This window comes from Fulvivirga maritima (assembly GCF_021389955.1).
GTDB lineage: Bacteria > Bacteroidota > Bacteroidia > Cytophagales > Cyclobacteriaceae > Fulvivirga > Fulvivirga maritima.
This window is the reverse complement of record NZ_CP089980.1, coordinates 3,491,743-3,513,701: the sequence shown is the minus strand read 5'-3', so window position 1 is coordinate 3,513,701 and position 21,959 is coordinate 3,491,743. Positions and strand designations below refer to the sequence as shown.

Below are 21,959 nucleotides of genomic sequence, written 5' to 3'. Positions count from 1 at the left end.
AAACTGATATTTAATCGCGAAATAAAAAGACAGAAATTATTCTGTTCTCAAACATTTAACAGGGCTAATCATAGCCGCTTTTATAGTTTGTAAACTTACAGTAAGCCATGCTATTAATAGTGTCAGAACCCCCGCTCCCACAAAATACCATACCTCAAGTTTTACACTAAAAGCAAAGTTATCAAGCCATTGCTGAGAAATAAAGTAACTGATTGGTATAGCAAGAACTATAGATGCCAGCACCATTTTTGTAAAATCTAATGACAAAAGATATATGATTGTGAAATTATTAGCCCCGAGAGCTTTTCTTATGCCAATCTCTTTTAATCTTCTTTCAGCCGTAAAAGTTGCAAGACCAAATAATCCTAAACAAGAAATAATTATAGCCAAAGCAGCAAAATATCTAGATAATGAAGACACTCTTTGTTCAGAAACATATTGCGCTTCATATGCTACATTTAGAAACTGAAAATCTATTGGAGTTCCTGCAAATTCCAAATAAAAATTCTTGATATCCTCAATAGTTTCTGACGTATGACTTCCATCCAGTTTTACTAGAACAACACTAGTTTTTTGTGGAGCTAAAATGAAAAATAATGGTTTAACCTGTTCATGTAAGGACTCAAAGTGAAAATCCTTGACTACGCCGATAATTTCTCTCTGATCCCCCCACAAATTAATTTTTTGACCAATAGGATTTTCAATTCCCATCACTTTGATAGCCGCTTCGTTAAATACAATTGCTTCTACATCAGAACCGTGATCTTTGGAAAAACCTCTTCCATCCTTAAGCTCTATCCCGAGCGTCTCAAGAAAATCATAGTTGACACCAACATTTTCAAATGAGATTTCACTTTCAGTATCTTTACCAGGCCATTCCACACTACCTGTGGTCATAAAACTTCCCATAGTACTCCCCATTCTACTAGATGCATTAACCACTCCAGGAATATTTTTCACCTCGGTTAGAAAGCTCTCAAGACTTTCTGCAACCTTTCCCTCTTTCTCAAAAAATATAACATTATCCTTTTGATAGCCTATATTTTTTGATTGTATAAACTTCATTTGGTTATAAATAACCACTACGGAAACTATAAAAATCACAGAAAGCGCAAATTGAAAAACTACTAAACCCTTTCTGGCCCAAAGCTCACTAATAGAGCTCTTGAATTTTCCTTTCAAAATTATAGCAGGCTTAAAACCTGACAAGTACAGAGCAGGATAGCTACCAGCTATTAATCCTGTAAATAATGTAATTGCCACCATAGATAAAATCAGTGAGCTATCTAGGTGCATAGATAAGTCTTTACCAGTAATCTCATTGAATTTCGGCATAAAAAGCGCTATAACAATAAGAGATAAAGCCAAAGAGATAAATGCCATTAATACTGATTCTGCTAAATATTGCACCACTAATGAACCTCTACTAACACCTATTGCCTTTTTCACACCCACCTCCTTAATTCGCCTAGAAGCTTTTGCTGTGGATAAATTCATAAAGTTAATACAGGCTATAAACAAAATAAAAATTGCTATGATAGAAAATATTTTCACATACTCAATTCTCCCTCCACTTTGAGCCCCGTTTTCATATTTACCATACAAATATCTGTCCTTATATAATCTTGCGAATAGAGTTACGTTTGACTCCTCATACTTACCCTTGATGAAGTCATCAATCTTTGCATTAAATTCTTTAATATCAGTATTCTCCTTAACCCTCACGAAAGTGTTTGGTCCATTATTCCCCCAATTAGGCTCTCTATGAAACATATTCGCAAATAATTCGAACGATAGAACAAAATCGAATTGTTCCGATGAATGCTCTGGTACATCTTCAAAAACACCTGAAATAATAGCATCCTTCTTAAATTGTAATAGCTGCCAATCAATTCTTTTACCTATAAGACCTTCTGTAGTATTAAAAAGACTTTCAGCTAAGGATCTTGATATAATAATTGAATTTTGATCAGCCAAAACCTTATCGCTACTACCAGAAATAAGCTCATATGAAAAGACTTTAAAATAATCTTTTCCTACAAATTGTCCAGTGGCCTTTACACCATTCTCATCATTTGAAGAAATAGTAAAGTCTTGAAACCAAGATAAAGGAGTTGATAACGTAGAATATTCTACTTCAGGCATTTCGTCCTTCAAAGCCTGTGCTAATGGGTCAGGAGTATTATCCACTGTCTTTATTAAATCAGAATTCTCCTGATTTTCCATTATTTGATAAAGATTTCTGCTGTCTTTATGAAATTTATCAAAAGACATTTCATCACTTACCCACATATAAATAAAAAATACACTGCTAAGACCAGCTGATAACCCGATAAGGTTAATTAAGAAAGTCGTCTTAAAACGCATAAAGCTTCTAAGAATGAGACGAAGATTATGTTTTAACATATTAGGTTAGGTTTATTTTGATCATTAGAATAAAATAGCCAATGCAACACAGATTATTCCAAACACATGAATGCATCAGAAAGAATACTGATGACTTTTTATCAAAAGTTCAAATTGAACTTTTGATTTTTTTCCACTAAATACTGGCTTATAATAACTTACTCCCTTAAGATAGGTGGAATATTGAACAAGTACAAGTAGGACCACAAAAAGAATTAATAATAATAACAGAATGGTGACTACATATGCATCATTCAAATAGAGCATCAATATCTGACACGGTTAATTTAGCATTCTCAAAATCAGATGGCGAAAAATGAACGTCCGTTTGTATCTTAATATGCTCAATAATTTTTCGTAGATTTTGCATATATATTTCCCCAAACCAAATTATGGTGGATGATTCATGAGCCAGACGATTATAATGAAAATCAACTATTAATTCACCTCCGTATATCATTAAATTCATCTCCAATTTGGCTGTCATAGCATTTTCTAAAGCGGACTCTGCACCATGATGTTCATGACTGTAAAAAAATAATTCATTATTCATCTCCCCGTCAAATTGACCTAGATAATTGAACCTAACATGAGACATTGCCTCTTCACAATTACCTCCCTGCATATACTTCATTATTCCATAACCAATGCCATAATCAGGCACTATCTTCATTTGATCTTTTACTGATAGAATTTGCTGAGATATTTCCATGTCTTTCATAGAAAATTTAACAGGATACATTGATGTAAACCAACCAACTGTGCGAGATACATCTATACCTTCAAGATGACGGCCATGATTCTCATGTTCAATAATAAACGATTCATATTTAGTCCATTCCTTAAGACTTAATAACAAGGCAACGTTCAAAAGAATTGAAACATCAGTATTATATGCATGATGAGCATCCTTTAATAAAAATGAGGTATCATCTTCTGAAAGCACAGTAGTATGCTTGGCTAAATTTAAACAGCGCCAATCATCTATGTCATTATCGAGTGGTATTGAAAAATCTATAGAACCCAAATCTCTCCAATATTCTTCTGACTTTTTCATTTGATCTGAATTCGCAAATAAATTCAGAGCTTCATACCAATCTTTTAAGGAAGCTGTTTTTTCTGGTAATTTATGGCTTTTAGAGTTATTGATACTTTGATAGCAAGAATGTAAATCTGCAAGAAAAATCCTCCATGAAACCCCGTCCATAACCAGATGATGGCAAGTAATAAATAAAGTATCTAAATCATTACTATTCCTAAAGATAGCAGCACTCACCAACAGCCCTTCAAATAAGTTAAATCGGCTCTTAAGCTCTTCAATCTTAATTTGTTGTTCCTCGAAGGATGCAACTGTAATATCTAAAACATCAAAGCAATCAGTAAAACTCAAATTATCAAATTCCATTTTTCTTTCATCATGAGAAAGATTCAACCTCATACCGTCATGGTGAGCAATAACTTCTTTGAATGCCTTTTTTAATACATCTCTATTTATTTTATCTCGAAATTTCAAGACTACTGATTGATTGTAATAATTAGGAATTGCAAACTCTTTAGAGAAGAACCACGATTCAATAGGTGTAAGATTTTTTTCACCAGTAATAAGTGCCTGATTATAGGTTTTATCATTAGAGAACTTAGCATGTAAACTAGTCTCTTCTATGGTATGATAAGTAAGAATATCTCTAACACTTACAAAAACACCTTCAGTACTCAATTTGGCAGAGATCTGTACCGCTTTAATTGAATCCCCTCCAAGTTCAAAGAAATTGTCAGTTATAGAGATACTGTCACTAGAAAATACCTCCATCCATACCTTAAGAAATATTGTCTCAGTATAATTTCTTGGAGCCTCGATAGTATCAACATTAACCTTTTTAGAAGGAATAGGTAAAGATTCATAATCAATTTTCCCATTCTTAGTCAGTGGAATTTTATCTACTTTTAAATAGTATGATGGAATCATATAATAAGGTAATATCTTGACTACATAAGCTTTTAAAGAAACATTGTCTACTGATTCATCGCCAGTAAAATATGCGTATATAATTTTTTTATGTTTATCATTGGCCCTCACAAGTACCACTGCTTTATTTACTCCTGGGAAACTGGACAAGCAATTCTCAATTTCTAGTAATTCGATACGATAACCATTAATTTTTACTTGATGGTCTTGCCTACCTATGTATTCAATTGTCCCATTTTTCAATCGCCTTGCTATATCTCCGGTTTTGAACATTTTGGCACCATCCACAAAAGGATTAGCGATAAACTTATTCTTCGTTAGCTGATCGTTAAACATATAATTACGTGCCAGGCCTAATCCTCCAATGTATATTTCACCTTTCACCCCCACTGGCACTGGCTGCTTAAATTGATCTAACAGGTAAATCTGCATATTATCTGCTGGTACTCCAATTGGCACTGTTTTGATTTCCTCATCTGACAAATCAAATAGATGTATCATGCAACCCACCGTAGCTTCAGTGGGACCGTATTCATTAAAGATGCTTACTTTTTCTCCAAACTTTATGAAAATTTTCTTTGCAAGATCATATTCTAACGCTTCTCCTCCTACTATTAATCGCTCTATGACACTATTACCCAAGACAGTAACATCACTCTCTAATAAAAGCCGGAGATGTGAGGGAGTAAGCTTTACTGCTTGTGATTTATTGTCTCGCAAAACACTATCGACCAATACAGAATGATTGTCCTCACCATAAATTACGATTTTATTACCTGTTATTAATGGGGTAAAGATTGAAGTAACTGTAAGATCAAATGACATTGGCGTAAAAAGGGCGAAAGATGATTCTTTGCCTGAAAGATAACTTTTAGAGGCCCAATGTATGTAATTAACCAGGGATTTATGCTCAATAGACACTCCCTTTGGCACTCCGGTGGTTCCTGATGTGTAAATAACATATGCTAAGTAATTAGAACTTAGTGATGGAACCCTAACTTGAATATTCTCACTTGTTATCTCTCGGCGTATATCAATAACACATGGTTTAGAAGCGGTTTGCTCTAATTGCCATTTTACCAACTTGGACTCGAGCATCTTCGAGGTAACTACAAATCTGCACTTACTATGTCCTAAAATGTAATTTATTCGCTCTTCTGGCATCTCATCATCTAATGGTATATAGCAACAACCTGCTTTTAATACCCCGAGAATAGCTACAACAAACTCAATTGAACGAGGCAATAAAACTGCAACAACCTCATTTCCTTCAACTCCATTCTTCCTTAAAGAAAGAGACAAGCTATCAGCACGTTCATTCAATTCTGCATATGAAACAAGCAAGTCATCGCACTCTAACGCAACATTATCAGGATTTAGCTTTACCTGATCTTCAAATAATTCATGAATTAATTTACCTTCAGGATAATCAGACTCGGTTCTGTTAAAAACTGAAACCGACCAATTATGCTCAGGTTTGGACAGCATTGAAATTTCCGAAATATCTATCTCAATATTATCTAAGACCCTATTTAAAATAATTTCAAAATGGTTTTTGAATCTCAAAATAGTCTCTTTGTCAAAGATTGATTTTGCGTATTCAATTGAGTATTTGATAGACTGCTCATAATCAAACACCTCCATTGAAATATCAAATTTCGAAAAACCAGGATCAAACGGATGCCTAGTCAGCGTAAAATCACTAGTTTCAGCATTTGGAAAACCCATATTCTGAAAGACAAACATGGTATCAAACAATGGATTTCTGCTTGAATCCCTACTGATAGCCAAATCATTCACAAGGTATGTAAAAGGATAATTTTTATGATCCACACCCATGGAAAGATTCTCCTTTTGCTTTTTTAAAAAATCCTTAAATGAACAATGAGTGGGTATTTGCGTTCGAATCGCAAGATTATTAACAAACATACCTTGCAAATTCTTTAAATCAGGGTGATTTCTTCCAGCCACTGGCACACCAACAACAAGCTCATTTTGTCCAGAATATTTTGAGAGAATTAAAGTATAAAGTGTATATAGAAATACATGAAGTGTACAATTACTCTGCCTAGCCAGGTACCTCAACCGGGAACTGACATCTGGAGTAAGCTCATACTCAAGCTTGGCTCCTATATTACTGAATATTTTTGGGCGACCTCGATCAGTAGGCAAATCGAGAATAGGAATATCATCCAAATATTCATCTAGCCAGTAGGCTCTATCTAGTTCCATTTCCTCAGAAGACAAATATTGAGATTCCCATAGAACATAATCTTTATAACCAATCTTACTTTCATTGAGGGATTTTTCCTCATAAATCAGCACCAACTCTTCAATGAATTTATATATTGATATGCCATCCGCAATAATATGATGAAAATCTAACAACAATACTGGCTCATGCTGAGTAACATATAATATTGAAACCCTAAAAAGCGGCCCTGTTTCTAAATCGAAAGGCACTACCAGTTCCTTCAATTTTTTCGACACTTCATTTACCTCACATGTATGCTCCTTTATGTCCAGATACATGTTCTTGCTTATATGAAATATCGGATTATTATCTAATAAGCTAAAGGTCATTCTTAAAGCATCATTAGAATTAATAATTTTCTGGAAGCAATTTCTTAATTTAATTTCATCAAACTTCCCCTTGATATTAAATGCTATCGGCACATTATAAGCAACTGAATGCTTGTCAAAATGCCAGGCGTAAAACAACCTTTCTTGAGCACTTGACAACTTATATACGCTTTGCGACGGAAATTGGGGAATTGGCAAAAATTCTTTCTTGCTAAAATTAAAATTAGATTTAACTAATGCATCAATGCTTGGATAATCGTACAAGGTATTGATTGGCAGATCTATATTAAATTCTTGATTAAGAATCATTCCAAACTCTGCTGCTTTTAATGAATTGCCCCCTAGTTCAATAAAACTTTTATTTCCATCAATACTGTCCACGGATAATACTTCCTTACAAATATCTATCAATTTTTTTTCGAATTCTGTGTAAGCAGAATTCGATTTCTCCACCTCGCACGATACAAGCAATTCATTTAACTGATTTATGATTTCCGAAAAATCACCCCTTATATATTGCATCACAAGCTTATACCTCTGTAACTTACCACTAGTGGTCCTCGGTATATCCTTTACAGGGATTATTAAACCCAAATCAAATCCGATTGCATTATAAATATGTGATTTTAGTTCAGTGAGTACAGGCACAAATTTATCCAAAGATCCTCTATGGAAAACGAAAGTGACCACTTCCTCCTTTTGAGTTTGTGAATTAAAAAAACCTGAAACTACAATTTTATTCAACTCTACTCCTTCAACCTGTTCAGCAAATCGCTCAATATCATGAGGATAAAAATTTTGTCCGTTTACAAAAATTATATCCTTACTTCTACCTGTGATATAAAGGCAACCATCTTTTATAAAGCCTAAATCTCCAGTTTTCAACCACCCACCTTCAACTTTCGCCCTAACGGTAGCCTTATAATCATTATAGTACCCCAAGGTAACATTATCTCCCTTAATTTGAACATGTCCTATAACCCCATCCGAAACCGCCGTACTATTATCATCAGTAATTCTTAAATCACAATCATTTATTGACCTACCAACATTCACTAATGAGATTCCCTCTTCGTCATCTGCCACAGGCCTGACTTCATCTCCAAATTTCAAACTTTCTCTATCAATATTATAGCATTTTACAAAATCATTAAGATCTGAGATAGAAACAGCCAAACTCGCTTCCGCCAATCCATAAACCGGACATAATGCCCTCCTGTCAAGCCCATAATTCGACATTTCTTCTATGAATTCATAACATAAGTATACAGAAATAGGCTCAGCCCCATTATAGATCAGCCTTACACTTGATAGCTCCCAATCTTTGGCCTGCTCAAAACTATAATGCTTTAAAAGATAGCGGTACCCAAAATTAGGTGAACACAACACCGTTATTTTATGCAAAGAAACCTTATCAAACCACAATGAAGGCCTTCTGACAAACAAATTTGTAGGCATAAGATATTGATTCATCCCTGAAAACAAAGGATTTATATGAAAGCCAATCAACCCCATATCATGAGTTAAAGGCATCCAACTTATCATAGAGTCATCATTAGAATACCCTGCTGCTTGGCTAATAGCCGCTACATTGGTAATTAAGTTTTTATGAGTCAAAACCACGCCTTTGGGATCTCCTGTTGAACCTGATGAAAATTGTATAAAAGCAATATCATCTTCGCTTGACTCATATACCTTTCCCATTTCATTACTCTGAACAACATACTCGGCATTCACCTGTTTCAGACTCATTTCTTCAAAAACAGCTTGCAAACCGCTTTGTATTGCGTATTTTTCTAATCGATTTAAAGTAGGTGTCGAGACTAAAACATAAGGGTTATTGAGTTTCCCCCATATATTAAACAACTTCTTCTTATGATCATCATTCTGTCCTAATGTTATTGGAACAGGTATTATCCCTCCAAACAAACAAGCCCAAAAAGCTGTAATAAAGGTTCTATTGTCATCTACATTAAAAACTAATTCATCTCCACGATGCACGCCTAACCTTTGAATAAAACCTAAGGCCAACATTGCTTTTTGATACAACTCTGCGTATGATAAGAAACTTTCATCTGTACTACTTTCTATAAAGTGTATACCAATACACTCTTGCTTCCGGCGCTTTTTAAGAACCTGAATTAAGGTGTTATTTTTCATGAATAAATAATTAATTACATTCCTTCATAATGATCACTTTAGATAAATTGGATCAACTTATGATTATTTACTATTAAGAAATCAGCCGTTTAGCAAACTCCAAATTGTCATTATAAAACCAAAGACAAGGCAAGATCAAATAGTTAAACTTGTAGTTCACTTACTACCATAAGTTAGAACAGATCAATCAAATTACAAAATACATTTCAAAAGAAATAAATGTAGATAAACATGGCTTACTCGTTTTTTATAAAGCAAGCCATATGTATCATTAAACGTGTTACCTAGGTGAAAAGTAAATTTTCTAGCTTCTCAATCAGCTTTCTAAGTTCATCAATAGCCTCAACATCTCTCTTGTTAATCGCTTTATTGATCGCAGAAATCACTCTACCCTTAATTCTATTAATTTGATCGTCTTTATCTTGAAAAATAGGCTCCTTTGAAGAGAAGTATTCCCTAGCCTTACCTACCTGCTTTTCATTTATTTCACTTAATGTACTTTCCACCTCATTCAAAAGGTCGTCCTTAATTATCTTAGCCTTATTAAAAAGATCAGCTTCATTTTTGATCTCTAGCAATAATTCTTCATCTCCATCGGCTAACAAGCGAATATCAGCCTTACTAACTTTAACTTCCCCCTTTAAAATTTTAAGTTTCAATTTAGGGTTTGATTTACCAATGATATCAAGTCCACTAGTAAATTTAGCATCTCTTTTTATTGTACTTTCACTCACCTTAAAATCATCCGCCAATCTCACTGAAGTCGAAAGTTCTTTTTGACCCTTAGACTGTACATTTTCATATCCCCCTCTATGACGCTTTAAAGAATTATACTTTAATCCTCGATAATAACTAAGTTGATCGGAAGTCAAATTTCTTCTGCCAAGCTGATTATTTAACATCCACAATTTCACCTCTTCCTCATCCTTGAACGAGAGAATTTTCGTTTTGAACTCTAAATTATGATCTTTACAGATCCTAAACCTATTATGTCCATCTATAAGAACCGCCCCTTCAGACGTTTGCCAACATATCAAAGGATCTCTACATCCTTCTTCTAGAATATTAAATTCCAACTGAGAATACTCATCACTATTTAAAGGTATAATAAAATTTTTAAACTCTTTCTTTATAATAATATCCTCGACGTTCAACACCTTCATATTTTACACGCAATTAACCATAAAATTTATACAATAAATCAAACCCATGTAAGATTCTTCTTAATTTACCATATTCATTATGAAAAAATAATAATATATTTATATTTAATCCTATAAGTAAGGTTTGATTGTAATTTAAGGATTAACCAATTACAAAAACCTCTAACAACCTAATATACCCTATTTATGCTATTTCCTCTATCTTTTAACCAAAATAATCATTTTTCACTCAGAATTAACACTCTATCTCAGCATTCATTAACAGGTTCATTTATTGTACAAGCAGTTAAAAGCGAACCTATATATCACTTCAAAGCTCTTGTTTTTAAATTTGACCAAAATGTTTACAATTTCACATTTACCATCGAATGGCATCATGCTCATGTACCATTTTTCACCACATTCCTCGGAAAACTTACTTTAAATAAAGAAATAAGTAAAAATACACTTGAACTAGATTGGCTATTAGTTGAGAAAAGCCAACAAAAAAGTCTTAGTCATGGCATTTATTTCCTCTGTGACCAACCTTCAGTACAGCATAATAGAATTACCTCACATAAATTACCATTTCCTTTAAATCCATACAATAATGAGCAAAACACCTCTAAAGGGTACGTACTTACCACATACAACAGTTAAATACCATCAATTTAATTTTAGAAGAGAACCGCTTGTCTAAAGGTTAGATACTCTGTTATTAGATCCATTTAATATATTAAATCTTAAAGCTCCTATTTTAAAAAAAATATTCAAATAAAATATTTATCAGTCATATACCTACTTCTGATATTCAATCTTATTAATTCGCCATACAAACTGGGCGGCAGCAGTTTTTACGGTTACATCATCGCCTACTTCTTTATTGAGCAGGGCTTGTGCCATTGGTGAGTCCATTGAGATGTAATCTTTAGCGCCTATGAGCTCTTCGTACCCCACTATGCGCAGCCGTTTTTTGAGGCCTTTATCATTTTCAATTTCTACCCAGGCACCAAACATCACTTTACCTTCCTGATGCGGGTCATAGTGGATCACTTTAAAATCATCGATGCATTTACGGAGGTACAGCACACGACGATCTATCTCTCGCAGGCGCTTTTTATTATAGTGGTAATCGGCGTTTTCAGAACGATCTCCCAGGCTGGCTGCCCATGATACCTTCTTAGTGGTTTCGGGGCGCTCTACACGCCATAAGTGGTCTAATTCGGCCTTTAATTTTTCTAATCCTTCCGGGGTAATTAGCTGTGATCTCTTCATGGTTCATTAAGCTTTCACTTGCGATATCAGAGAAATAGTTTCACTCCACTATTAGTAGATGAAACCTTGCCAGGGCGAAACAAAAAAAGGAGCCAACAAATGCTAACTCCTTTTTAGTAGTCCGTAGGGGAATCGAACCCCTGTTACCAGGATGAAAACCTGGCGTCCTAACCCCTAGACGAACGGACCATGTATCCGTAATATTTCAAAATTAACTTTCATCTTTAAGCTTTGCACTACGGATAATTACAAAGCTTAGTAGTCCGTAGGGGAATCGAACCCCTGTTACCAGGATGAAAACCTGGCGTCCTAACCCCTAGACGAACGGACCATTTACCCGTATTATTTCAAAATTAACTTTCATCTATTCAACTTTGTGCTACGGATCATCACAAAATCTTAGTAGTCCGTAGGGGAATCGAACCCCTGTTACCAGGATGAAAACCTGGCGTCCTAACCCCTAGACGAACGGACCATTTTATAAATGAGAGCGCAAATCTATAACTTACTTTCATAAAAGCAAAACATTGCGATATTTTTTTTCACTTCTTTTTCATTTTTTTTTAACCATTCGATTAGTTGATTTTAGCTGCACTGTGGTGTATTTTTGCTCACATAAATTAACAAAAAATTTAATCCCGAAATAATGACTAAAGTAGCAATCAACGGATTTGGTAGAATAGGCCGATTGGCATTTAAAACATTACTCCAAAAAGACAACATAGAAGTTGTAGCCATTAATGATCTTACTGACGTCGCTACACTTGCACACTTATTGAAATACGATTCAATTCATGGCAGGTTTAACGGAACAGTTGAAACTAATAGTGAAGGCTTTGTAATAGATGGAAAACCTATTAAGGTTTTAGCTGAAAGAGATCCTGCTCAATTACCTTGGGGAGACCTAGGTGTTGACATCGTTCTTGAATCTACTGGTAGATTTGTAGACGAAGAAGGTTCTAAAAAGCACATCCAAGCTGGCGCTAAAAAAGTAGTTATCTCTGCTCCTGCTAAAGGAAACATACCTACAGTAGTATTAGGTGTTAATGATGAAATCATCACTGGAAACGAAGAAGTTCTTTCTAACGCTTCTTGTACTACTAACTGCTTGGCTCCTGTAGCTAAAGTAATTAATGATAAATTTGGTTTAGAAAAAGGATTTATCACTACAATCCACGCATACACTGCAGACCAAAATCTACAGGATGGACCACACAAAGATTTAAGAAGAGCAAGAGCTGCTGCTTTAAACATAGTACCTACTACTACTGGTGCTGCTAAAGCTGTAGGTTTAGTACTTCCTGACTTAAAAGGTAAATTAGATGGTAACGCAGTAAGAGTACCAACTCCTACTGGTTCATTAACTGACCTTGTTTGTGTAGTAAGCAAAGAAGTTACTAAAGAGGAAATCAATGCAGCCATGAAAGAAGCTGCTGAAGGTCCAATGAAAGGTATCCTTGAATACACTGAAGATCCTATCGTTTCTTCTGATATCATCGGAAACCCTCATTCTTCTATCTTTGATTCTCAAATGACATCTGTTAATGGCAACTTAGTAAAAGTTGTTTCTTGGTATGATAACGAAGCTGGTTACTCTAACCGTGTAGCTGACCTTATCGAAAAGTTGTCTAAATAATTTTATATACAACCAACAAAAAAGAGGCCTTAAAGGCCTCTTTTTTTGTTACTTTCTATTTAATTACTCTAAGCTATCTACTAATAATTTATAATGACGCCATCTGCTCTTCAGTGGCCTCCAGGTTATGGTAGACCTTTTGCACATCATCATCGTCTTCCAGAGCATCTATTAACTTCATTACAGAAGCAAATTGTTCATCATCAAGATCCACTGTGGTAGTAGGTATTCTTTGTAACTCGGCAGATTCAGCTTCCAAACCCAGTGCATCTAACTTAGTTTGCATGTTGCCAAAATCTTCCATGGCAGTAGTTATATGTATATAGTCATCTCCAAACTCCGCTTCTTCAGCTCCTCCATCAATCAGCTCCAACGTGAGTTCATCCTGATCCATAGACTCTGTTCTTTTAACATCAAAAACACCTTTTCGGTCAAACATATAATCAACAGACCCATTTACACCTAAGCTACCTCCATATTTAGAAAAAATGGACCTTACACTGGCCACGGTACGGTTAAGGTTATCTGTAGTACACTCCACAAACACTGCTACTCCGTGAGGCGCATATCCTTCATAAGTAAGCTCTGTATACTCAGCAGCATCAGTGCCGGCACCTTTGCTTATGGCTCTCTCAATATTATCTTTAGGCACATTCTGCCCTTTAGCATTCTGAATAGCCAACCGAAGTCTGGGATTACCTTCAGGCTCACTTCCTCCCTCCTTCACCGCCACAGAAATCTCTTTTAGCAGTTTTGTAAATATCTTCCCTCGCTTAGCGTCCAGCGCTCCTTTTTTCCTTTTTATGGTCGACCACTTACTATGTCCTGACATATAGAATTTTTTTAATTACTTAATTCTTTTTTTACTGTAGTATGATGTTTATACCAAACATTGAGCACTACACCAGCAATCACTACAGCCATACCTAAATAGGTCATAAAATTAAAAGTTTCATGGAAAATAAACCAGCCAAAAGCCACTGCATATATAACATTAAGGTATTGTAAGCTTGATACCTTAGATAATTCCTCTAGCTGATATGACTTAGTCATGAAATACTGAGCTACCTGAGTAAGCACACCTATAGTGATCAAAATTCCCCACTCCCAACCTTGAGGCTGCACCCATTCAAACGCAGAATAAGCTCCGGTTACAGGCATAGTTACTAGCGGGAAATAAAACACAATAACCAGAGGGTGCTCAGAAGTGTTTAACTTCCTTATAAAATTATAAGCTAAGCCCGCAAAAAAGGCTGCCACCAGGCCAAGGAATAAATACCAAGGAGTGAATCTGTCATCAAATCCTTCTATCATTACTATTCCCAAAAAAGCAATTAAGAAGAAAAGCCATTGCAAAGGCTTCACTTTTTCCTTTACTATAAATATGCCTAATATAGAAGTGAAAATGGGAGACAAAAACTGAATAGTAACGGCTGTAGCCAAAGGAATAGCCTGGATCACCGCAAAATAAAGTACTAAAGCCACGGCTCCTGCAGCTCCCCTAGCCAGCAAAATAGGCTTATTCTTACCCCATAGGTTTACGCCTGCCGATTTTAGAATTACAAAGCTTAAGATAAAGGACACTAAAGACCTAAAAAGCACCACCTCTACCGCCGGTATATCGGGTACCAACTTCACAAAAACATTCATTGCAGCAAAGAAGAACCCTGCAATTAACATGTATATAACTCCTTTTGATAACATGTTGCAAAGAAGTATGAAAAGGTTTAAAAAGGAAAGCAATATCAGTTATACTCACTGGCTTTCCAAACTCTTATAAAATGATTAACTCTCTACAAAACAGTCCTTCCAAGCTCTAAATTCTAGAAAAAAGAGTTTAAACTATCATTACATTATCCCGCTCATTATCAACCTCTTTCGTTCAATTAAAAAACTTATTATATTTTTAGCTTTTAGAAATTTGATAAAAAGGATAATCTTCGTTTACAAAAAATAGCTTTTATACTTAAATTTAGTATATGTACAATTATTATCAGGTATTAGATATAAGTCGAGGTTCGGACCTTAATACTATAAGATCTGCCTATAAAAAATTGGCTATAAAGTACCACCCTGATAAGAATCCAAATAATAAAGCGGCCGAAGAATACTTCAAACTAATAAACGAAGCCCATCAAATCCTCACAGATCCACTAAAAAAAGCTCAGCATGACCGCTTTCTGAGTGCTATCTATGACAGACCGAAAAACACTACCCAGACGGGCTATACCACCACGGCACGCCCTACCAAGCACACAGAAAGATGTGTATATAATAGATATGGAAAATATGACTGGCGTAAAGCCCCTAAGTACAAAAATGCCCCGATTTACAAGGTAGATAAAGAATATTTTAAAAATCAGCTATACACCTTGCTTGCGGTGCTGGTTATTAGCACTATAATTATGGGCGGACTTTCTATCAACAACTACCTGAAAGCCCGGGAGCAAGAGAAAATTAGAATTGCTAATCAGAAAGTAATCGATGAAGCTACTCTTAAGTTTAATGAAGGCGATTATAAAGAGGCGATAATATTGCTCACAGAGCTTATAAATGCTTACCCAATAGAACCAGAATATTCTCAAGAGAAAGATAAAATGCTAAGCACCTTAAACCATCAGGCAGCAGGCTTTTTTAGTGAACATCAATATACGAAAGCTATAAAATCGCTGGAGGTACTACGTGACTACGAGCACCCCATGAAGCTCAGCACCTGGAAAATGATTGGCGAATGCTATTTTCAAACTCAAAATTACCGGGCAGCCATTCATGCCTTCACCTATGCCTTTGATCATGACAAGGCGAATGTTAACTTACCCATAAGAATAGGTGACATTTATAATGAAAACCTTAACAACCCTCATAAAGCACAAGTAGCGTACACTCAAGCGAAAAAAGTGTTTAAAGACACCTATAGCGCTGTGTATGGAGATGCTTTTGAATTTGTATTGCCTGTAGACAAAACTCCTGAGGTCTATTATGAGTTATTTATAAAAAGAGGACTTACAAATATTAAAACCCAGAATTATAAAGAAGCCATCACTGATTTTAACTGGGCTACTTACTTAAGACCTCAAAGAGCTGATGGCTATTATTATAGAGGTGTGGCTGAAGATAAAGCCAACCTGAAGAACAAGGTATGCAGAGACTGGAAAAAAGCTCTGCAATTAGGTTACGAAGTTGACCCTTCGGCATTAAGCAAGTATTGTAAATTATAACTCTTGAACAAACGCTTTATGAAACTCGAAAAGGAAGAATTAAAATCTGTAAAGAAGAGCTTTTTAAACATATTGGCTCTTTTCATGCAAAACGAGAAAATAGACAGGAAATTTGTGGCTTGCCTATTAAAATGGAGTGCTCAGCTCAACCTGTCTGATGAAGACTTGCTGTATATCGAAAATAACTTCGATCACCTGGAATACAAAGAACCCAAAAGCAGACTAGATAAAATAGACTCCATTTACCACCTGGTGCACATGATATATTTGGACAATGTGGTAGAAGATATAGAGCTGGAAGTAGCCACTATATATGCTGTAAAACTAGGCTTTAATGCCTCCGTAGTTGGCGAGCTATTTAAAGCCATAGCTACTGCTCCGTACGACGGTAAAAACACTACTGAAGTGCACAGCGAGATAAAGGAGTTTCTGGAATTGAACAATATGTAAAAAATATTTGTCTGCTGGTTTTAATTAGTACGAGCTACAGCAAGCTGACAATAAGCACTTATACAGCGTTTATCATATTCGTTATTCATCATTTTGATTAATAAAGCAGATTATTAAAGCTTTTATTGATAGTTTTAATCAATTGCTGTAATTCAAAATCAAATTAAAATATGAAAAAACTAATCCTAGCCGTGCTATTGTTCAGCGGCTTTTCTTCTTTTGCTCAAAATACCGAAGACATCAACCAGTTTTTAGATCAATGGCATCAAGCTGCAGCTGATGCTGATTTAGATTCATATTTTGCCAGTTTATCAGATCAAGCCATCTACATTGGCACCGATGCCTCTGAAAGGTGGAATAAAGAAGAGTTTTATGGCTTTTCTAAACCGTACTTTGATAAAGGAGAAGCTTGGGATTTCAAACCCTATGATCGCGATATTCACTTCAATAGCGAAGGTAATATAATTTGGTTTTCTGAACTTTTAGACACCTGGATGGGCCCCTGCAGAGGATCTGGTGTACTGTCTAAAAACAAAAAAGGAGAATGGAAAATAGAACAATACCATCTCTCCGTCACTTTACCCAACGAATTAATTGATAGTTTTCTTAAACTTATAGACAAAAAGTAAAAGGTTACTTTTTCCTCCTAAATAGTTTATATAGCTATATGATGTAAGAAAAACAGAGTTCGCTCTGTTTTTTTATGGGAGTTTATGAGAAAAAGTGGCTTTATATATTTTGTAATCTGCATCTTATGGTTGTTTGCTCTGGTAGCAACGGGGCAATCTCGAACCCGCCATACTAAAAACTACCATAAAAATCATTATAACAAGAAGCTCAGCCCTGGCAAACAATGTCATAGGCTAAACAAGAAAAGATCAAGAAGACCCAGAAAAAAATGGCGCCTTTTTGGTTCTAATTCTACTCCCGAACCAAGAGCTGAGTATGATCCTAATGATACACCTCCACCGCCTCCTCCTAAGAAGGAAGAAACGCCTGTGGTAAAAAAGGAAACACCTAAAGAAGAGCCAAAAAAAGAACCTGAAACTCCGAAGTTGCCTCCTACTAAGAGTCCTAAGCATCAAGAAATAAGAGAGCGGGTAATGAAAGATTTAGAGGGACATGAAGATGATATTTACCCTATAGAGTTGGATCCACTGTACTTTACTTTTGATGAATCTGAGTTTTCTGTAGTGGACATGGAGCCTTTCCTTGTGGCCGTAGAATACGCCTTACAAGGAAGAATAGTACTTATTGAAGGTCATACCGATAGAAAAGGACAAGATGATTACAATGTGCAGCTTTCCATACAGCGCGTAGAACGTATCAGACAACTTATGTTAGATATGGGCGTGCCTGATGATCGTATTTCTGTAGTAGGCTACGGCGAGGAACAAGCTCACGAAGACCTTTCTGATGACAGCAGACAAAAAGACCGAAGAGTGGATTTTAAAGTCTTTTAGAAAAAGGGTATTTTCGCTATGTTATAAACATTAGCCAACATGCCCTCATTTAAATCTACCATCGGAAAGCTGGATCAGCTTAAGCTCAAATACCTGGAAATCCCCAAAAAGATAGTAGATGAAATGGGCGGCCTTAAGCAACGCGTAGTGGTAAAGGTTAATGACGTCATTTCATACCAAAGCGGCTTTATGGCACTGGGAGAAGGAAAAGCCTACATCACCATCAATAATGAAAGGTTAAAAAAAATTAAAGCTGATGTAGGCAGCACCGTTCACGTAACACTAAAGCCGGACACCAGTAAATATGGAATGCCCTTCCCTGAAGAACTCGAAGAGCTGCTTAAGCAAGATGACGAAGGAAAAAGAAGGTTTGATCTACTGCCTATAAGCAAGCAAAGATACATCATCTATCACGTGGCTCAAGCAAAAAGAAGCCAGACAAGAATAGACAGATCCATTATGCTGATTGAAAACCTGAAGCAACTGCCAGAAGGAAATGAAGAGTTTCGCCGAATATTGGGCAAAGATTAATTATATACCTTTACGCCATGTTCAGAACAGAAGTAAACATTCAATCCTCTTCAGAAAAAATTAGTCACTCCACTCCCATTCTCTCCATCGGATCTTGCTTTTCTGACTGCATGGGCAACAGATTTAATGAAAATAAATTTGAGGCCCTGGCCAATCCATTCGGCACTGTTTATAACCCTATCTCCATATTCAAACTACTTACTTATAGCATAAATAAAGAAAATCCTTCTGAAGATACATACGTAGAGGCCGGCCACCTGCATGCTAACTATGATTTTCATTCTTCTTTTTCATCTACTGAAAAAGAAAAAATTAGAGATGCTGTAAAAAACAGCATCCTACAAACTCACGATCACCTCCTGAAAAGCGGATGGTTAATCATCACCTTTGGCACCGCATTTATTTATAGAAGAATAGATAACCAGGAGATTGTAGCCAATTGTCATAAAGTGCCTTCAAAATATTTTTCTAAAGAGCTCCTCTCTCCCACTGATATTACCGAAGAATTTACTATTTTGTTTAATGAGCTTCAGAAAAAGAACCCTGATCTGAAAATCATTCTTACAGTTTCTCCGGTCCGACATATAAAAGATACCTTAGAACAAAACAGTGTGAGCAAATCAATACTAAGAATGGTATGCCACGAGCTATCAACTAAACACCAATCCGTTCATTATTTTCCTAGTTATGAGATTATGATGGATGACCTTAGAGATTACCGCTTTTACAAGGCCGATATGATTCACCCCAGCGAAGTAGCTGAAGATTATATCTGGGACAAATTTTCTAATGCCTACTTTAATACAGATACTCAGCAATTTTTAAAACAATGGTCTAAACTTCAGCGAGCAGTACATCACAGGCCTTTCAATCCTGAATCAGAAGATCATCAAAAATTCATTCATGAAACCATAAATAAGTTAAATCAGTTAAGCCCCCAAATCAATGTAACTGATGAAATAGAAATATTAAAAAAACAGATTGTGAAACATTATGGTTAAATACTTTAAGATATTGTTAATAAGCAGCCTGTTTATCGCCTGTAGTTCTAATTCAAAAAAACAAGAAATGAAAGTAATGCCCGCAGGAGCAAACCACCTTATACATTCAACCAGTCCTTATTTACTACAACACGCCTACAACCCCGTAGAATGGTACCCTTGGGGCGAAGAAGCACTGGAAAAGGCAAAAAAAGAAGATAAACCCATATTAGTGAGTATTGGCTATTCGGCTTGTCACTGGTGCCATGTTATGGAAAAGGAGTCCTTTGAAAATGATAGCATTGCAGACCTCATGAACAAGCACTTTGTGTGCATTAAGGTAGACCGAGAAGAACGCCCAGACATTGACCAGATTTATATGGATGCCCTCCAGGCCATGGGGCAAAATGGAGGCTGGCCGTTAAATGTTTTTCTCACGGCTGATCAAAAACCCTTCTATGGCGGCACTTATTTCCCGCCGCAAGGGTGGGCTCAGGCACTTACCCAAATAGCAAAGGTATATGAGACCAAAAGAAATGAAGTAGAAGCTTCTGCCGATGAACTTACCGAAGCCATTGCTACCAGCGAAACCATCAAATACCAATTAAAGCCCGATAACTCTGACATCACTGTAGAGTCATTAGATTCTATGTTTAGAAAGCTGGCTTCTCGCTTTGATAGAGAAAAAGGAGGATTTAATCAACCTCCCAAATTCCCGATGCCCTCTAACTGGCTCTTTCTCTTGCGCTATTACCACCTTACCAACGATCGGTTTGCACTGGCTCAAGTAGAACTCACCCTCGATGAGATAGCCAAAGGAGGAATCTATGATCAGGTTGGTGGCGGTTTCTCTCGCTACTCAGTAGATGTGAACTGGCTTGTACCTCATTTTGAAAAAATGCTTTATGATAACGGACAGCTACTCAGCTTGTACTCAGAAGCTTATAGCATAACCCAAAAACCGCTTTATAAAAATGTGGTTTACCAAACCATCAAATGGTTAGAAAGAGAAATGATGCATGAAGCAGGCGGCTTCTATTCAGCTCTGGATGCTGACAGCGAAGGCGAAGAAGGCAAGTTCTATGTATGGCAAGACGATGAATTGGAAAAGCTTTTTAATGGCAAGGCTTCATTAATTAAATCCTATTATAATGCCACTGAAAAAGGAAACTGGGAAGAAGGTAAAAATATCTTGCACAAAAAACTAAACGACAGCACCTTTGCCCAAAACCATGAAATTACGGTAGAGGAACTTCAAAATATAGTTAGTGAAGCCAATGAATTACTACTAAAGGAACGTGAAAACCGTGAGCGCCCTGGCCTTGATGATAAAATCCTTTCGGGTTGGAATGCCATTACCACTAAAGGCCTAATTGATGCCTATAACACCTTTGGCGAAAAGCATTTTTTAGATTTAGCCATCAAGAATGCTAATTTCCTGACTAACAAAATGATGGATGGCAACAAGCTCTACCGCAACTACAAAAATGGCAAGGCTTCTATAGATGGATATCTGGAAGATTATGCTTTTGTTATAGACGCTTTCATGGCTCTATATCAAGCCACTTTTGATGAAAGCTGGTTAAAAAAAGCCAAGGAGCTCACCGATTACACCTTGGAACACTTTTTTGACAAAGAAGAAAATCTCTTTTTCTATACCGATAATAGCTCTCAAAAGCTCATCGCTCGCAAAAAAGAAATCTTTGATAATGTAATTCCATCATCCAATTCACAAATGGCTATTAACCTGTATATGCTGGGGGTTTTATATGATGATAATGACTATAAAGGCACCAGCATGGCAATGCTTTCAAAAGTAAAATCATTACTCTCTACAGAAATAGGCTATCTCTCTAACTGGGGCAACTTATACACTTATATGGCTACGCCTACAGCTGAAATAGCTATAGTTGGAGATAATGCCATGACTAAACGCAATGAGTTCACGCAAAAATATGTACCTAATAAGGTCATGATGGGAACTACCACATCAAGCCAGTTACCGCTTATGGAAGGTAAAACTACTCCGTCAGGTAAAACCACTATTTATGTATGTTATAATAAAACCTGCAAACTACCGGTTCAAGAAGTAAACAAAGCCTTTGAACAGCTACAAAATCACTAACTGTTGTATGGTTCTCAATTAGTT

At 36.0% G+C, this 21,959-nt stretch carries 15 protein-coding genes and 3 tRNA genes; 9 read left to right on the top strand and 9 right to left on the bottom strand.

The window, feature by feature from the left end; all coding sequences use genetic code 11:
• Positions 1–36 precede the first annotated feature (36 nt).
• The 3 genes from LVD15_RS15095 to LVD15_RS15085 all read right to left on the bottom strand — a co-directional run bounded on the left by LVD15_RS15095 (position 37) and on the right by LVD15_RS15085 (position 10,278).
• Positions 37–2,406, bottom strand: a complete 2,370-nt coding sequence (locus LVD15_RS15095) for an ABC transporter permease (RefSeq protein ID WP_233776058.1) — start codon at positions 2,404–2,406, stop codon at positions 37–39.
• Between the two features lie 250 nt (positions 2,407–2,656).
• Positions 2,657–9,115, bottom strand: coding sequence for a non-ribosomal peptide synthetase (locus LVD15_RS15090; RefSeq protein WP_233776057.1), 6,459 nt, complete (start codon positions 9,113–9,115; stop codon positions 2,657–2,659).
• Positions 9,116–9,399: 284 nt separating this feature from the next.
• Positions 9,400–10,278 (bottom strand): ParB N-terminal domain-containing protein, encoded by an 879-nt coding sequence (locus tag LVD15_RS15085; RefSeq protein ID WP_233776056.1) that lies wholly within the window; start codon positions 10,276–10,278, stop codon positions 9,400–9,402.
• Between the two features lie 186 nt (positions 10,279–10,464).
• Between LVD15_RS15085 and LVD15_RS15080 the strand changes: the two genes are divergently transcribed.
• Positions 10,465–10,917 carry a hypothetical protein gene (locus LVD15_RS15080; RefSeq protein WP_233776055.1) on the top strand — a complete coding sequence of 151 codons (453 nt, stop codon included), beginning with the start codon at positions 10,465–10,467 and terminating at the stop codon, positions 10,915–10,917.
• A gap of 138 nt (positions 10,918–11,055) precedes the next feature.
• Here the strand turns inward: LVD15_RS15080 and greB are convergent, their stop codons facing one another.
• The 4 genes from greB to LVD15_RS15060 all read right to left on the bottom strand — a co-directional run bounded on the left by greB (position 11,056) and on the right by LVD15_RS15060 (position 12,007).
• Entirely contained in the window at positions 11,056–11,532 is a 477-nt protein-coding gene (gene greB, locus LVD15_RS15075) for a transcription elongation factor GreB (RefSeq protein WP_233776054.1), read from the bottom strand.
• A gap of 117 nt (positions 11,533–11,649) precedes the next feature.
• Positions 11,650–11,721, bottom strand: a tRNA-Glu gene (locus LVD15_RS15070).
• Between the two features lie 70 nt (positions 11,722–11,791).
• Positions 11,792–11,863 (bottom strand) — tRNA-Glu (locus tag LVD15_RS15065).
• A gap of 72 nt (positions 11,864–11,935) precedes the next feature.
• Positions 11,936–12,007: transfer RNA gene (locus LVD15_RS15060), tRNA-Glu, on the bottom strand.
• Between the two features lie 171 nt (positions 12,008–12,178).
• Between LVD15_RS15060 and gap the strand changes: the two genes are divergently transcribed.
• Entirely contained in the window at positions 12,179–13,168 is a 990-nt protein-coding gene (gap, locus tag LVD15_RS15055) for a type I glyceraldehyde-3-phosphate dehydrogenase (protein ID WP_233776053.1), read from the top strand.
• Between the two features lie 88 nt (positions 13,169–13,256).
• On the opposite strand, the gene LVD15_RS15050 is transcribed toward gap, so the two are convergent.
• Both LVD15_RS15050 and LVD15_RS15045 read right to left on the bottom strand, forming a co-directional pair.
• A complete protein-coding gene (locus tag LVD15_RS15050) occupies positions 13,257–14,000 on the bottom strand; it encodes a YebC/PmpR family DNA-binding transcriptional regulator (protein WP_233776052.1) in 744 nt (247 codons plus the stop codon).
• Between the two features lie 11 nt (positions 14,001–14,011).
• Complete coding sequence (locus LVD15_RS15045; RefSeq protein ID WP_233776051.1) at positions 14,012–14,872, bottom strand: DMT family transporter; 861 nt, start codon at positions 14,870–14,872, stop codon at positions 14,012–14,014.
• Between the two features lie 275 nt (positions 14,873–15,147).
• Here LVD15_RS15045 and LVD15_RS15040 point away from each other — a divergent pair, with 275 nt between their 5' ends.
• The 7 genes from LVD15_RS15040 (at position 15,148) to LVD15_RS15010 (ending at position 21,935) form a co-directional block, all read left to right on the top strand.
• On the top strand, positions 15,148–16,386 hold the full coding sequence (locus LVD15_RS15040; protein ID WP_233776050.1) for a DnaJ domain-containing protein: 1,239 nt from the start codon (positions 15,148–15,150) through the stop codon (positions 16,384–16,386).
• 18 nt (positions 16,387–16,404) lie between these two features.
• Entirely contained in the window at positions 16,405–16,836 is a 432-nt protein-coding gene (locus LVD15_RS15035) for a hypothetical protein (RefSeq protein WP_233776049.1), read from the top strand.
• Positions 16,837–17,006: 170 nt separating this feature from the next.
• The gene (locus LVD15_RS15030) at positions 17,007–17,465 is read left to right on the top strand and encodes a nuclear transport factor 2 family protein (protein ID WP_233776048.1); all 459 of its coding nucleotides are present in this window, start codon (positions 17,007–17,009) and stop codon (positions 17,463–17,465) included.
• 84 nt (positions 17,466–17,549) lie between these two features.
• On the top strand, positions 17,550–18,299 hold the full coding sequence (locus LVD15_RS15025) for an OmpA family protein (protein WP_233776047.1): 750 nt from the start codon (positions 17,550–17,552) through the stop codon (positions 18,297–18,299).
• Between the two features lie 39 nt (positions 18,300–18,338).
• Entirely contained in the window at positions 18,339–18,830 is a 492-nt protein-coding gene (locus LVD15_RS15020) for a YdeI/OmpD-associated family protein (RefSeq protein WP_233776046.1), read from the top strand.
• Between the two features lie 17 nt (positions 18,831–18,847).
• Entirely contained in the window at positions 18,848–19,831 is a 984-nt protein-coding gene (locus LVD15_RS15015; RefSeq protein WP_233776045.1) for a GSCFA domain-containing protein, read from the top strand.
• A 67-nt stretch (positions 19,832–19,898) separates the two neighbouring features.
• On the top strand, positions 19,899–21,935 hold the full coding sequence (locus tag LVD15_RS15010) for a thioredoxin domain-containing protein (protein WP_233776044.1): 2,037 nt from the start codon (positions 19,899–19,901) through the stop codon (positions 21,933–21,935).
• Positions 21,936–21,959 lie beyond the last annotated feature (24 nt).

What these genes read in the sequence shown, in the direction of transcription:
- LVD15_RS15095 (WP_233776058.1), bottom strand. Translation starts at nt 2,406, where the DNA reads ATGTTAAAACATAATCTTCGTCTCATTCTTAGAAGCTTTATGCGTTTT.
- LVD15_RS15090 (WP_233776057.1), bottom strand. Translation starts at nt 9,115, where the DNA reads ATGAAAAATAACACCTTAATTCAGGTTCTTAAAAAGCGCCGGAAGCAA.
- LVD15_RS15085 (WP_233776056.1), bottom strand. Translation starts at nt 10,278, where the DNA reads ATGAAGGTGTTGAACGTCGAGGATATTATTATAAAGAAAGAGTTTAAA.
- LVD15_RS15080 (WP_233776055.1), top strand. Translation starts at nt 10,465, where the DNA reads ATGCTATTTCCTCTATCTTTTAACCAAAATAATCATTTTTCACTCAGA.
- greB (WP_233776054.1), bottom strand. Translation starts at nt 11,532, where the DNA reads ATGAAGAGATCACAGCTAATTACCCCGGAAGGATTAGAAAAATTAAAG.
- gap (WP_233776053.1), top strand. Translation starts at nt 12,179, where the DNA reads ATGACTAAAGTAGCAATCAACGGATTTGGTAGAATAGGCCGATTGGCA.
- LVD15_RS15050 (WP_233776052.1), bottom strand. Translation starts at nt 14,000, where the DNA reads ATGTCAGGACATAGTAAGTGGTCGACCATAAAAAGGAAAAAAGGAGCG.
- LVD15_RS15045 (WP_233776051.1), bottom strand. Translation starts at nt 14,872, where the DNA reads ATGTTATCAAAAGGAGTTATATACATGTTAATTGCAGGGTTCTTCTTT.
- LVD15_RS15040 (WP_233776050.1), top strand. Translation starts at nt 15,148, where the DNA reads ATGTACAATTATTATCAGGTATTAGATATAAGTCGAGGTTCGGACCTT.
- LVD15_RS15035 (WP_233776049.1), top strand. Translation starts at nt 16,405, where the DNA reads ATGAAACTCGAAAAGGAAGAATTAAAATCTGTAAAGAAGAGCTTTTTA.
- LVD15_RS15030 (WP_233776048.1), top strand. Translation starts at nt 17,007, where the DNA reads ATGAAAAAACTAATCCTAGCCGTGCTATTGTTCAGCGGCTTTTCTTCT.
- LVD15_RS15025 (WP_233776047.1), top strand. Translation starts at nt 17,550, where the DNA reads ATGAGAAAAAGTGGCTTTATATATTTTGTAATCTGCATCTTATGGTTG.
- LVD15_RS15020 (WP_233776046.1), top strand. Translation starts at nt 18,339, where the DNA reads ATGCCCTCATTTAAATCTACCATCGGAAAGCTGGATCAGCTTAAGCTC.
- LVD15_RS15015 (WP_233776045.1), top strand. Translation starts at nt 18,848, where the DNA reads ATGTTCAGAACAGAAGTAAACATTCAATCCTCTTCAGAAAAAATTAGT.
- LVD15_RS15010 (WP_233776044.1), top strand. Translation starts at nt 19,899, where the DNA reads ATGAAAGTAATGCCCGCAGGAGCAAACCACCTTATACATTCAACCAGT.